The organism is Shewanella decolorationis (genome assembly GCF_004354305.1).
GTDB classification, from domain to species: Bacteria; Pseudomonadota; Gammaproteobacteria; order Enterobacterales; family Shewanellaceae; genus Shewanella; species Shewanella decolorationis.
Genome location: NZ_CP037898.1, coordinates 1,270,844 through 1,283,688, shown reverse-complemented (window position 1 = coordinate 1,283,688; position 12,845 = coordinate 1,270,844). Strand labels below are relative to the sequence as shown.

Sequence of the window (12,845 nt, the reverse complement as noted above, 5' to 3'; positions counted from 1 at the left end):
AAATTACATTTTAATTAGAGAAGATAATTTTTTAACAATATATTCTAGTTCATCATTTTTAAGCTTAGGATAAAGCGGGAGCGTTAAACATGATTTATAGTATAACTCTGCATTTGGATAATCTCCTTCTTTAAATCCTTTTTTAAGATAAAATGGTTGTAAGTGAATTGGATAATAATGAACGTGTACGGTGATTCCTGCCTGACGCATTTCATCAAAAATCATCCTACGTTTCTCAGTATCATTTAGTAAGATAATGAACAAGTGATACGCACTATATGTAACATTAGAGGGAGCTACAAATTTAATGCTTAAGTCATCCAAAAGGCTCATATAGTTAGATGCTAGGCTATTTCTTGTCTGAACAAACTCATCAATGCGAGATATTTGACTCAACCCCAATGAAGCTTGCAATTCTGTCATTCTATAGTTGAACCCTAGACTGTGCTGTTCGTAATACCAGTCCCCTTCATGAGGTCTCAGCATTTTATCTGGAGCTTTCGTAATACCGTGGCTACGGTAAAGGGCCATTTTTTCTGCTAATTCTGAGCTGTTTGTCAAGGCCATACCGCCTTCGGCGCTGGTGATAATTTTAACAGGGTGAAAGCTAAAAACGGTAATATTTGAGTATAGGCAGCTACCCAAAGGGTATCCGCGATAGCTACCACCAATCCCATGCGAAGCATCTTCAATAACTTTAAAACGATATGTTTCAGCAAGTGCAGCGATCGCTGCCATATCGCAACTATGACCACATAAATGTACAGGGATAACAACCTTCGGGAGTTTTCCTATCCGAGCAGCTTGTTCTAATTTAATTGCCAATGCATTTGGACAGAGATTACCCGTTAGAGGATCCACATCGACAAAATCAATCTCAGCGCCACAGTAAAGTGCACAGTTTGCCGAGGCGACAAAGGAAATTGGAGAAGTCCATACCAAATCATTTGGCCCAACCCCAAGAGCGAGGCATGCAATATGTAAAGCTGAAGTAGCACTATTTACCGCTACGCCATAGCGAGCTGAACAATAGGAAGCAACAGCTGACTCAAATGCAGGAACCTTAGGCCCTTGAGTTAAATAATCGGACAATAGAACATCAACAACAGCATCGATATCTGACTGATTTATATCTTGTTTACCATATGGGATCATGCTTGAGAATCCAAATTCAGTATTTCACTAATGCTCAAGAAATGTGGATTATTTCCCGAATGATATTCAAAGCCCTGCTGAACAGATTTTCCTATCTCACCTAAGAAATTTTTCGAATAGTCATTCTCACGACCAAAAAACTTAATACTTGGAGTAATCACAAAATGATCATCAAATTCAATTGTGTGATGGGAATCATCCCCTGGACACATGACCTCATGCATTTTTTCCCCAGGACGAATACCTACAATCCGCTGCTCTAGACTTGGCCCATAGGCTGCGGCAAGATCTGTGATGCGTATGGAAGGAATTTTAGGTACGAATATCTCTCCTCCTTGCATACGGGAGAAGTTTTTTAAAACAAAATCAACACCATCCTGAAGAGTAATCCAAAAACGTGTCATGTTGGGATGCGTAATGGGCAGCGAAGTCGCGCCATTGGCAATCAGTTGTTTAAAAAATGGCACGACTGAACCACGTGACCCCACTACATTTCCATAACGTACTGCTGAAAAACGAGTTTGGCCGTCTCCAACGACGTTATTAGCAGCGACAAACAGCTTATCAGAGGCTAACTTAGTCGCACCATATAGGTTAATAGGACTCGCAGCTTTGTCTGTAGAGAGGGCGATGACCTTTTTCACATTATTACTGATGGCAGCCCGGATCACATTTTCAGCACCATGGATATTAGTTTTTATACATTCCATAGGGTTGTATTCGGCAGCAGGAACCTGTTTAAGTGCGGCGGCATGGATCACAAAATCCACATCTTTAAAAGCTTGCTTTAGGCGATCACCATCGCGCACATCACCAATAAAATAACGCATACATGGCGCATTAAACACTTGCTGCATCTCATACTGCTTTAATTCATCTCGAGAAAAAATGATCAATCGCTTCGGTTTATACCGTTCGAGAATGGTTTTGGTGTATTTTTGTCCAAATGACCCCGTGCCACCCGTAATCAAAATTGTTTTATTATCAAACATAGAGTTCCCCACTCAAGATTGTTAGCTTCAATTAACTACTTGCGACACTTATGATTAAATACTTCAATACAGTAACGATACAAGATTCTTGCCAACTCTGTGCATGCTCAAATGTTGACGTTCATGGTGCGACCTACAAACATATCTTAGGCAACTATATATAATATATGTAGTTTTTCATAGTTCTATTGGGATTAAGATAACATTTGTTCGCTTTTCATACCCTCCTCGCGTTACGTATACAGTGTCAATTAACCGTTGGTATAGGAGTTGCTTGCAAGAATCGCAATGACATAGTCTTATATAGCTATAACCACTACCTTCAATTGCTATCAGGGTAAGAATTTCATGCAATTACAATCTAACATTCTTAAAAATTTTGCTATTAGTCGCTTTAATGAGTACTACTTACCCAGTATCAATCGCAATACATTCGAGGTAATCGATTCAAAAACCTTCTATAATAGGAAATTTAAAACACTGTTCAGCCAACAAGATAAGTTGAACATAATCATTGGTATGGATTCAGGTCTGTTGGCTAACTATATACTTGAGCTAACTGAAGGTATTCCTGATGGTAGTAAATTTGTAATTATTGAATTATCTACTATTTTACCTTTATTACTTATAGATATACCTAGTGAGCTACGAAGCAAACTCGTTATCATAGATGAATCTGGTTTAGATGAACTATTTAAACAAGATGATATCAAACTTTTTATAGCAAAAGGTGAATACAGGTTAATCGCTTCATCTTCTGTATCCTCTCGCCATCTTGATGATTACAACACATTACTAAATACTGTTGAATCTAGATTGCAGAATGAATATTTTGACAACAGCATTAACTTTACACAAAAAATATTTGTTAGAACTCAGCTAGAGAATATTGCCGACAATCACACCCAAGCAAAAGAGCTTAGAAATAAGTATAAAGAAATGGTTTGTATTGTTATCGCAGGTGGTCCATCACTTGATGACACTATACATTGGATAAAGGAAAATCAAGATAATTTATATGTAATTGCTGTATCGCGGATTGCAGGAAAGCTGGCAAAGTTTGGTATCAATATTGATATTGTTGTCTGTGTAGATCCTCAAGATGTTAGCTTTGATGTGAGTAGAGGTATGTTTGAGTTAAGCGATGAAACCCTACTTGTACATTCATATCACGTCAATCCCAAAATATTATCTCAATGGCAAGGAAAATGCCTATATATGGGGCAACGCTTTCCATGGAATAATGAGAATGACTTCGACAACATACCGACTGTGGGACCAACAGTCACCAATAGTGCTATTCGTTTAGCTATAGAGATGGGGTTCAGGCAGGTCTTGTTAAGTGGTGTGGATTTTTGTTACTCCAAGTCTGGATATAGCCACGCAAGAGGTACTGTAGAAGCAAGTTTAGGGCCGAGTTTAGGGCACGATACATTATGGGTAAATACTTATGCAGGTTATCAAGCAGAGACCTTAATTCAACTTAAACAAGCAATGGAATCACTTGAAAATGAAGCTAAAACACACCCTTATGTTGATTTGATCAATTTGTCATCACATGCTGCATGTATTGAAGGAATTACTCATCAATCTACGGAAAAAATAACACTTCATCCATTAGTAAAAAGCAAACTACTATCCGATAGTCGCCTGTTCACAACAAAAGAAAATGATCTTAATGAAGTTTATTCTGAATGTAAAAATATAAAAAATGAACTTCTCAAGTTGCAACACTTAATCACTGATGCAAAAAAACTAACATCGAAACTTAACTTAGACGCAAAAAAAACATCCAACACTCTTGATAAAGTAGATAAAATCGAGTTTAAAATAAACAAAAAATATAAAAAACTATCTCAATTAATCAAGTTTTATGGTTACTTTGAGTTCTCTAAATTTTTAACAACTAGAGAAGTAGAAAGCTGGACACAACAGCAAATAAACCAAATGACGGAAAGGTATTATGAGGCATTTTCATCAAGCTGTGATCAAGTTTTTAAACTAGTAGAAAGTGCTTGTAACAAACTGCAAGATAGAATAAACGAGCTGGGAACTACTCCATTTAATACATTAGCAGAGCAATGGAAAAGAGATAATCAACCAGGAAGGTGCTTTATATGGAAAAAGATGCACCCTGCCTATTCATTCTCAGCAGATGAACAATTACTTTGGACGGAACTAAATAATCTATACCAGCTTAGCTTAACTCAAGTTAGGCAAGCCTATGTTGATACTCTCCATACTGGATCTGCTATGGAGCATGTCTATACAAAAATTTTACGGTTAAATAAATCTCAAAGTCATCAGGGCTTAGCATTACTTGCGCATAATCTTGCTCCACTAATAGAAAAGGATCCTGAAGCTAAGCGACTATATCATCTTGCATTATCCTTTCAACTCAGCCTTGAGCAACAGCCTCAACAAGCGCTGGATGCGTTGCTCGCATTACCCGAAGAACTCTATACGGAGATGGAGTTAAAACACATTATTTTACTTGCGCTAAAATTGAGCAAACTTGAGCTGGCCGAGTCAACCCTTGTCAAAATTTTGACCCACAGTGATGAGTACATGCCGCAGTATGCGCATATCCTTAAACTACGCGGAAAAATCCAAGAGTCAGTCAACGTCTATTTAGACTACTTAGAAAAATATCCTTCAGAGACTCAGACTTGGATAAAGCTTGGTTTATTTATGGTTGAACTCAATCAAGCTGAGGGTGCACATACTGCGTTTTCACATGCCTTAAATGCGGATCCTGACAATCAGGTAGCGCTGCATTATGTGGCAGAACTAAACCGAATCATGACTGAAGCACAATAAGCCTGTTGCCGAGTGATAATAACTCCACTCGGCGATTTTATTATTCATGCTTAGCATCTTATAATGAGCCCGTTTAAATCTTGCCATTGACTAGGAGATATTGCTTGGCTCATACCTATATACCTTTAGATACCTATCGCCGTAAGTGGATTTTTAACCACAAAGACTTGCCTGTGAGCGATGAGGACAAGACTGGCATTCTGCCGCTGACGGACAAAAGCGCCATGCTGGTTTGGAATCAGTGGATTAGCAATAAAAGTAGCCGCGCTGAGCAGTTTACTAAAGGGGATTGGGCCGCTAAAGCCAACGCATGGGTCAAAACGGATCATTGGCAGAGTGCGTGGGACAGTGAAGATAACAGTCTACCCGAGATGTTGGCCGAGTTTATCCAGTGGCCAGATGATACTCAGGTCTATTTTTGCTATGAAAAATATCAGGTGATAGAGACTCGTTGGGATGTCTTCGCCCGCAATTGGAAATGCTTTCTATTTTTTGATGATGGCCCAATCCTCATCTCCCCTAAGCAGAAACAAGCGGTGATGTTTGAGCAAAACGGCCAATATAAATTAGGCGTTCGTGGCTAATCCCGCCTGCCAATAAGTCGAATGGGTCGAACCAATCATTCCGACTTTTTGCTTTTTTAGGATGTTCATCAAAAGAAAGCTGTCCAACTTGATTTACCTCTTTGGCGATAGCTTGGCACAGATCAGGCTATCACTCGTCTTTGGTTTCGATTAGTATCGCTTCGCAATCTACAGATAAATTCCCGTTTGAGTAGTCCGAATGATTGATACGCTCAACGGCCATAACTAAAAAATATGAGGTGTATGATGAAGTTACTCTCAACCTTAACGCTCACTACCGCTTTGCTTTTTCCACTATTCACCCAAGCAAAAGAAGTCTCTGGTGTCCAAGTCGCCGACAGCATCACGCTCGACGCTCAGGCGCTGCAATTAAATGGCGTTGGTGTTCGCAGCAAATTCTTTATGGATTTGTATGTGGGAAGCCTGTATGTTCCCACCCCGAGCAAAACCATGACCGAGGTGATCAATGCCCCGGTTGCGGCGATTCGCCTGAATATTACGTCTGGAATGATTACGTCTGAGAAAATGCGTGATGCGATAACCGAAGGTTTTGAGCATGCAACCGCCGATAATACGACGGACATCCAGCCACAAATTGACGCCTTTATGGCGCTATTTAAGGATGAAATCAAAGAAGGCGACCAATTCACCTTGGTCGCTGATAAAAGCCGTGGCGTTACCGCCTATAAAAATGGCCAAGAACAAGCCACGATTGAAGGGGAAATGTTCCGCCAGGCCTTACTCAAAATTTGGCTAGGAGAAAAACCTGCCCAGCAGAGCCTCAAAGAGGCTATGCTGGGCCAGTAATTAAAATCGGAACTCGAGATCCAAGGCCACAGCGCCTTGGTTATCGAGATCAAGCGCAGCCTCATCGGTCACTTCTAATTCACCGTTAAAGTAGTAACCCGCGTAAAGATTCAGCGCAATGGCCGGCGTAGCTTGCCAACCAGCACGCAGATAACTCACCCACTCGTTTGTCTCCACCACGGTATCCTTATCGGCGACTAAAAATCGCTCGGTGCGACGTGAATTACCAAAGCCGACATTCCATGCTGGGCTCACTTGATAACTCAGCTCCAAGCCCGCAGGGCCACTAAATCCCGCTTGGAAAGGGTTAGCTAACCGCCAACGATCATTAATCTGCCAGCTTACCGCCAAATATGGCATAGTGCGAACTTCATCGATATCGTTTAAATACGCAACGCCAAAACCGAGCATATTGCCCGACTCAAAGGCATACATGGCAGAGGCGACCACGCCATAACTCTGTGCATTGCTAGCTGACGCAGTATCGGCATAGGCATATTGAATTTGTGGCGACAGCATAAAGGACCAATGCTTATCCATCCGATAATTGACAGCAATACTCGCGCGATACCGGTCGATATTTTCCCAGGTTTCACCCGTATGATTAAACAGGGCTGCGGCGTTATTCGCCCCCGTTAAACGGATATTGCGCCAATCGTAGTCGAGCCTGTCGTAACCAACGCGCATGCCAATAGACCATTGTTTATTGAGGGGAAGATTAACGCCTGCGTTAAGTAATAAGCTATCCCGCTGTAACTCAGTATCGCCATTGGCAACCGATGCACTCTGGGTACTAATCTGCGATACGCTCAGCTTGAACGGTTTATATTGCGCTTGTTGGCGCCCCTCTGCCGCGGAGACGGCGTTGCTTAAAAAAGCCATCAACCCCAATCCCATGCAAACTAGGCCGGGTTTTGTACTGACTCGAGAATCAAGTGATGTAGTCACGCCTGCTCCTTGCGTTACTGTGAGTAATTTGTCGCGAATAATACGCTCGATTTGAAACAAAAGTTCACTCTTTTCGAAGAAGATACAAACTGATACTAACAGCTTAACGCCGTTACACTCGGTAGGCTTTCAAAAACATCTCGGCACAACCTCGAATATACTGCTCACGTTCTCCCAATAAATTCTCGGTTTCAAGCCCCAACTCTAACCTGAGTTTCAATTCACCGAACAGCATCAAGCACAAACGTACCGCACAATGATGCGGCTGTGGAAATCTATATCGTCCAAGCGCTTCAACCGACACTAAATACTTTGTCAGCATCGCAAGCATATACTGTGGCCCCGCCTCAAAAAACAATCGCGAGACTTCAGGGTGGCTCTCCGATTGCGCCACGCAGGCTTTAAATACGGTAATCGCCTCAGGGCTAACAATCATCTCACCAAATTGCAGCGCAAATTCAGTGAGGGTCGCTTCGGGTTGACTAGGGTCGCTGAGTAAGTCGGCATTTAAGTTGTGGCCAACGCATTTGGATTCAATCGCCGCCACAAACAAATCATCTTTGCTGCCGTAGTGGGAGTACACCGTTTGTTTGGACACTCCCGCCTGTTTCGCCACTTCATCCATGCTGGTATGGGGAAACCCCTGGCGACAAAACAAATCAATGGCCGCCACCAGCACTTGCTGTTTCTTTTGTTCACTGCGGCTCATCGGGATATCGGAGGACAGAGTCATATCTTCACTCAAGGTAGCAACATAATTAATTCGTATTAGTTAAGCATAAAATAGACTAGACAGTCCAGTTCTACGCAACTAGACTAGCAAGTCTAGTTACATAAACTTAACCTTGAGTTTACAACGGAAGGATTCAAATGGATCGAGCTGCCCGACGTTCTTGGCGTGCATTTTACGTTTGCGTGATTGCCGTCACCGCCTTAACGGCCTGTCAGAAGGAAGTGACAGAGCATGCCAACACGGCGCAATTACAAACCGTGACGACTGCGCCGCTGCGCTTGTCGGCTAGCTATCAGAGTGAGCAAGTATTCACTGGCACGATCCGCGCGGGCAATACCACGGGCGTCGGCTTCGAATTATCGGGTAAGCTCAGTGAGTTAAGCGTCGATAGCGGCGCTAAGGTGACACAAGGGCAAGTATTGGCCAAACTCGATACCCGCTTGCTCGATGCCGAGCATCAGGAGATCCAAGCCAGCCTTGCGCAAACTCAAGCCGATGTTGACCTGGCTACCAGCACCCTTAAACGTAATCTCGAACTTAAAAAATCGGGTTATGTCTCAGAGCAGTTACTCGATGAGAACCGCACACAACTGGCAAGCCTCGAAGCCGCTAAGCAAAGGCTATTGGCCTCACTACAAGCAAACCAGCTAAAACGCGATAAATCACAGCTGCTCGCGCCCTTCGACGGCATTATCAGCCAGCGGCAGCACAATCTAGGGGAAGTGGTCGCCGCCGGCAGCCCAGTGTTTACCTTAGTCGGCAGCGTGAATACCGAGGCCTATATTGGTGTCCCTGTGGCGGTAGCACAACAATTCGTCAATGGGCAGAATGTGACAGTGAGCGTGCATAATCAGCAATTTACCGCCAAGATTGCCGGGATCAGTGCCGAGGTTAACCCCATTAGTCGCACTCTTCAGCTACGGATCAGCCTGCCTGCGCATGCCAATGTGATCAATGGTGAAATCGCCTATTTGCATCAACAACAAACCGTTGAGCAAGCAGGCTATTGGGTGCCAGTATCGGCACTTATCGATGGGATCCGCGGCCGCTGGAATATCTATGTAACCACGCCGCCTTCACAATCAACAACCGATAGCGCTTCAACTCAGATAGAGCGTCGTGATGTCGATATCCTCTACACCACTCAAGATATGGCCTACATCCAAGGCGCGATTAAGGCCGACGAACAGTATGTGACTCAAGGCTTACATAAGTTAGTGGTGGGCCAAGCCGTTTCTTCCATCGCGTCGACGAGGTAATCATGATTAAAGCCTTCGTCGAAAATGGTCGCTTAGTCAGCCTAGTGATCGCCCTACTGCTGGTCGCGGGATTTGGCGCAATGTCCAGTTTGCCGCGCACCGAAGATCCGCATATCACCAACCGATTTGCGTCTGTCATCACCCCTTATCCCGGCGCTTCTGCCGAGCGGGTCGAGGCGCTTGTCACCGAAGTTTTAGAAAATCAATTACGTCGCCTTGAAGAAATTAAGCTGATTCAATCCACCTCAAGACCCGGTATTTCGGTGATCCAGTTAGAGCTTAAAGATACCGTCACTGACACAGATCCCGTCTGGTCCAGAGCGCGGGATCTATTAGCCGATGCCAGAAACGCCCTCCCCGATGGTATACAAACACCGACCTTAGACGATCAAGTCGGCTACGCCTACACCGCCATTTTAAGTCTAGTGTGGAACGATAGCAGTCAACCGCGGGTGGATATGCTCAACCGCTACGCCAAGGAATTACAGAGCAGGCTCAGACTCTTATCTGGCACCGACTTCGTTAAACTCTACGGCGCGCCCGAGGAGGAAATCCTGGTTCAGCTCGATGGTTATAAGATGAGTCAGTTGCAATTAACGCCGGGAACCATAGCGAAAATCTTAAGCAGTGCCGACAGTAAAATTGCCGCGGGCGAGATCAATAACAATCACTTTCGCGCCCTCGTCGAAGTCTCGGGTGAGCTCGATTCCCAAAGCCGTATTCGCCAGGTGCCACTCAAGGTGGATGCGCAGGGGCAAATTATTCGTTTAGGGGATATCGCCCACATCAACCGCCAACCTAAGACCCCCGCTGACAGCATCGCCCTTGTCGATGGCGAGCAGGGCGTGTTTGTTGCAGCACGCATGCTCAACAATACCCGCGTCGATATCTGGCAAGGGCAAGTCAAACAGCTGGTCGATGAGTTCAATCAAGAGCTGCCGGCCAATATCAAAGTGCAATGGCTGTTTGAGCAGAATAGCTACACCAGCGAACGTCTCGGCGGATTAATCGTTAACCTATTGCAAGGGTTTGTGATTATTCTGGGGGTCTTACTGCTGACCTTAGGCTTAAGAAACGCGATTATCGTAGCCCTGTCGCTCCCCCTGACCGCCCTCTTCACCTTGGCCTGTATGAAATACATCGGCTTACCCATTCATCAAATGTCGGTCACAGGTCTAGTCGTCGCCCTTGGGATCATGGTGGACAATGCCATTGTGATCGTCGATGCCATCGCCCAGCGCCGCCAACAGGGGACGAGTCGCTTAAGCGCGGTAACTGAGACCTTACATCACCTCTGGCTACCCTTGGCAGGATCAACCATCACCACCATTTTAGCCTTCGCACCTATCGTGCTGATGCCGGGCGCCGCAGGGGAATTTGTCGGCGGCATCGCCATGTCAGTGATGTTTGCCCTACTGGGTTCCTATGTGATTTCCCATACTTTGATCGCCGGTCTTGCGGGACGCTTTAGCCTTGAAGGTAAACATCCTGTCTGGTATCAGCATGGCATCAATGTTCCTTTAGTGAGTGGTTACTTTCAGGCGAGCCTCAGGTTTGCGCTAAATCGCCCACTGCTAAGCGCAACGCTTATCGGGATAATTCCCCTGCTCGGTTTTTATGCTTCGGGCAAAATGACTGAGCAGTTTTTCCCGCCGTCGGATCGGGATATGTTCCAAATTGAGCTGTATCTCGCCCCCCATGTCAGCCTCGAAAACACCCTAAACCAAGTGCAGTTGATGGATAAGCAGTTGCATCAAATCGAGGGTATCACCCAAGTCGATTGGGTTGTGGGTGGCAATACCCCTTCGTTTTATTACAACCTAACTCAGCGCCAGCAGGGAGCCACCAACTATGCTCAGGCCATGGTGAAAGCCAGCGACTTTGAGCGCGCCAACGCTCTTATCCCTGAGTTACAACAAACCTTAGATAAGGCCTTCCCCGAGGCGCAGGTGTTAGTGCGTAAACTTGAGCAAGGCCCGCCCTTTAATGCGCCGGTCGAGTTAATGATTTTTGGCCCTAACCTTGAGACGTTACGCTCACTCGGCGATGAAGTGCGCAATATCTTAGCCGCTACGCCCGATGTGCTGCATACCCGCGCAACGTTGAGCGCTGGCGCACCTAAAGTGTGGTTGCAGGTGAATGAAGATGCGAGTTTGATCAGTGGCTTAACTCTGACGGATATCGCCAGACAAGTGCAAATGGCCACGACGGGAGTTATCGGCGGCAGTGTGCTCGAACAGACCGAATCGCTGCCGATCCGTGTACGTTTGGGGGATACCAGTCGCGAGCAGGCTAGCCGCCTCTCTGAAATTCAACTAGTGACCCCCTCAGGCACAGCAGTGCCCTTATCTGCGTTATCCCACAACGAGGTGCAAGTCAGTCGCGGGGCAATCCCTAGGCGTAATGGCCAACGCGTCAATACGATTGAAGCCTATATCGTCAGCGGCGTCTTGCCCGCTCAAGTATTAAATGATGTAAAAGATAAAGTCGCTGCTATTCCGCTGCCTGCGGGTTATCGAATTGAAATTGGTGGCGAAAGCGCAAAACGTAATGAGGCAGTCGGTAATCTATTATCCAATCTGATGCTTGTCGTCACCTTGTTGCTGGCCACCGTAGTTTTGTCTTTTAACTCCTTTAGGCTCACTGCAATTATTTTACTGAGTGCATTACAGTCGGCGGGACTTGGGTTGCTTGCGGTGTATGTGTTTGGTTATCCCTTTGGCTTTCCGGTCATCATCGCCCTACTCGGCCTAATGGGGCTTGCGATCAACGCGGCGATTGTGATCTTGGCTGAGTTGGAGGATACCGAAAATGCACGTGCGGGTGATAAAGAGGTGATAATTACTACGGTCAGCAGCTGCGGCCGTCATATCAGCTCAACCACAATCACCACGGTCGGCGGCTTTATACCGCTTATTATTGCGGGCGGTGGCTTCTGGCCCCCCTTTGCCATCGCCATTGCCGGTGGGACTTTACTCACAACGTTGCTGTCGCTCGTTTGGGTGCCAACCATGTATTTATTGCTGATGAAAACACGCCGTATAGCCTCGACACAGGCGTTATCGACTCAAATCGCATCATGAACAAGGTATTGATATAATTTATCTTTAAGATGAAGTCGTTCTAATTTTAACGCCACAAAGTGCTCATCATCGGTGGGCACTTTGGTTAATTCAAGGGCGCGGATTTTATGGTCTAACTCGTGGTATCGCTCAGCCATCGCTGCAAAATGTGTATTATGTTTTTTGAGATGTTGGATATGGTCAACAAAATCTGGGAACTCATAAATCAATGCATGATTTTCGCCAAGCATAGCTTACTCCTTGTTATTTTCTATCGGCTTACTCGCAAAAATGCTGCGAAACACTTCCTTTTATCCACAGCAATATTACTCAATCTTACGATTTAAAAACTTAATTCTTATTGATTAAAGTTCACCTCTGTTATCGTATTAACGCTGGCAATCTGTCGGCGAACTATCTATAAATAATAGAAAATCTTAGACCCATATCAAGACCATGGCATAAAACATAGGTTACATTAGCGT

10 protein-coding genes are annotated in these 12,845 nt (G+C 44.9%); 5 read left to right on the top strand and 5 right to left on the bottom strand.

What is annotated here, in order from left to right; all coding sequences use genetic code 11:
* Window positions 1-3: 3 nt before the first annotated feature.
* Together pseC and pseB are read right to left on the bottom strand one after the other, a co-directional pair.
* Window positions 4-1,155 (bottom strand): UDP-4-amino-4,6-dideoxy-N-acetyl-beta-L-altrosamine transaminase, encoded by a 1,152-nt coding sequence (gene pseC / locus EYR25_RS05715; RefSeq protein WP_133178806.1) that lies wholly within the window; start codon window positions 1,153-1,155, stop codon window positions 4-6.
* Entirely contained in the window at window positions 1,152-2,147 is a 996-nt protein-coding gene (gene pseB, locus EYR25_RS05710; protein ID WP_133178805.1) for a UDP-N-acetylglucosamine 4,6-dehydratase (inverting), read from the bottom strand. Before pseB ends, pseC begins: the two co-directional genes overlap by 4 nt.
* 348 nt (window positions 2,148-2,495) lie before the next feature.
* On the opposite strand from pseB, the gene EYR25_RS05705 reads away from it, so the two are divergent.
* The 3 genes from EYR25_RS05705 to EYR25_RS05695 all read left to right on the top strand — a co-directional run bounded on the left by EYR25_RS05705 (window position 2,496) and on the right by EYR25_RS05695 (window position 6,358).
* Entirely contained in the window at window positions 2,496-4,967 is a 2,472-nt protein-coding gene (locus tag EYR25_RS05705) for a 6-hydroxymethylpterin diphosphokinase MptE-like protein (protein WP_133178804.1), read from the top strand.
* Window positions 4,968-5,071: 104 nt separating this feature from the next.
* Window positions 5,072-5,551 carry a DUF2947 domain-containing protein gene (locus EYR25_RS05700; RefSeq protein ID WP_133178803.1) on the top strand — a complete coding sequence of 160 codons (480 nt, stop codon included), beginning with the start codon at window positions 5,072-5,074 and terminating at the stop codon, window positions 5,549-5,551.
* A gap of 246 nt (window positions 5,552-5,797) precedes the next feature.
* Entirely contained in the window at window positions 5,798-6,358 is a 561-nt protein-coding gene (locus EYR25_RS05695; protein ID WP_133182749.1) for a chalcone isomerase family protein, read from the top strand.
* Here the strand turns inward: EYR25_RS05695 and EYR25_RS05690 are convergent, their stop codons facing one another.
* Complete coding sequence (locus EYR25_RS05690) at window positions 6,359-7,240, bottom strand: DUF6268 family outer membrane beta-barrel protein (RefSeq protein ID WP_243729962.1); 882 nt, start codon at window positions 7,238-7,240, stop codon at window positions 6,359-6,361. It lies immediately after the preceding gene.
* Window positions 7,241-7,418: 178 nt separating this feature from the next.
* The gene (locus tag EYR25_RS05685) at window positions 7,419-8,039 is read right to left on the bottom strand and encodes a TetR/AcrR family transcriptional regulator (RefSeq protein WP_133178801.1); all 621 of its coding nucleotides are present in this window, start codon (window positions 8,037-8,039) and stop codon (window positions 7,419-7,421) included.
* 137 nt (window positions 8,040-8,176) lie between these two features.
* Between EYR25_RS05685 and EYR25_RS05680 the strand changes: the two genes are divergently transcribed.
* Both EYR25_RS05680 and EYR25_RS05675 read left to right on the top strand, forming a co-directional pair.
* A complete protein-coding gene (locus EYR25_RS05680) occupies window positions 8,177-9,298 on the top strand; it encodes an efflux RND transporter periplasmic adaptor subunit (RefSeq protein WP_133178800.1) in 1,122 nt (373 codons plus the stop codon).
* Window positions 9,299-9,300: 2 nt separating this feature from the next.
* Entirely contained in the window at window positions 9,301-12,381 is a 3,081-nt protein-coding gene (locus EYR25_RS05675) for an efflux RND transporter permease subunit (protein WP_133178799.1), read from the top strand.
* Here the strand turns inward: EYR25_RS05675 and EYR25_RS05670 are convergent.
* Window positions 12,366-12,611, bottom strand: coding sequence for an HP1242/YdcH family protein (locus tag EYR25_RS05670; protein WP_133178798.1), 246 nt, complete (start codon window positions 12,609-12,611; stop codon window positions 12,366-12,368). The genes EYR25_RS05675 and EYR25_RS05670 overlap by 16 nt on opposite strands.
* Window positions 12,612-12,845: the final 234 nt, after the last annotated feature.

What these genes read in the sequence shown, in the direction of transcription:
- pseC (WP_133178806.1), bottom strand. Translation starts at nt 1,155, where the DNA reads ATGATCCCATATGGTAAACAAGATATAAATCAGTCAGATATCGATGCT.
- pseB (WP_133178805.1), bottom strand. Translation starts at nt 2,147, where the DNA reads ATGTTTGATAATAAAACAATTTTGATTACGGGTGGCACGGGGTCATTT.
- EYR25_RS05705 (WP_133178804.1), top strand. Translation starts at nt 2,496, where the DNA reads ATGCAATTACAATCTAACATTCTTAAAAATTTTGCTATTAGTCGCTTT.
- EYR25_RS05695 (WP_133182749.1), top strand. Translation starts at nt 5,798, where the DNA reads ATGAAGTTACTCTCAACCTTAACGCTCACTACCGCTTTGCTTTTTCCA.
- EYR25_RS05690 (WP_243729962.1), bottom strand. Translation starts at nt 7,240, where the DNA reads ATGGCTTTTTTAAGCAACGCCGTCTCCGCGGCAGAGGGGCGCCAACAA.
- EYR25_RS05685 (WP_133178801.1), bottom strand. Translation starts at nt 8,039, where the DNA reads ATGACTCTGTCCTCCGATATCCCGATGAGCCGCAGTGAACAAAAGAAA.
- EYR25_RS05680 (WP_133178800.1), top strand. Translation starts at nt 8,177, where the DNA reads ATGGATCGAGCTGCCCGACGTTCTTGGCGTGCATTTTACGTTTGCGTG.
- EYR25_RS05675 (WP_133178799.1), top strand. Translation starts at nt 9,301, where the DNA reads ATGATTAAAGCCTTCGTCGAAAATGGTCGCTTAGTCAGCCTAGTGATC.
- EYR25_RS05670 (WP_133178798.1), bottom strand. Translation starts at nt 12,611, where the DNA reads ATGCTTGGCGAAAATCATGCATTGATTTATGAGTTCCCAGATTTTGTT.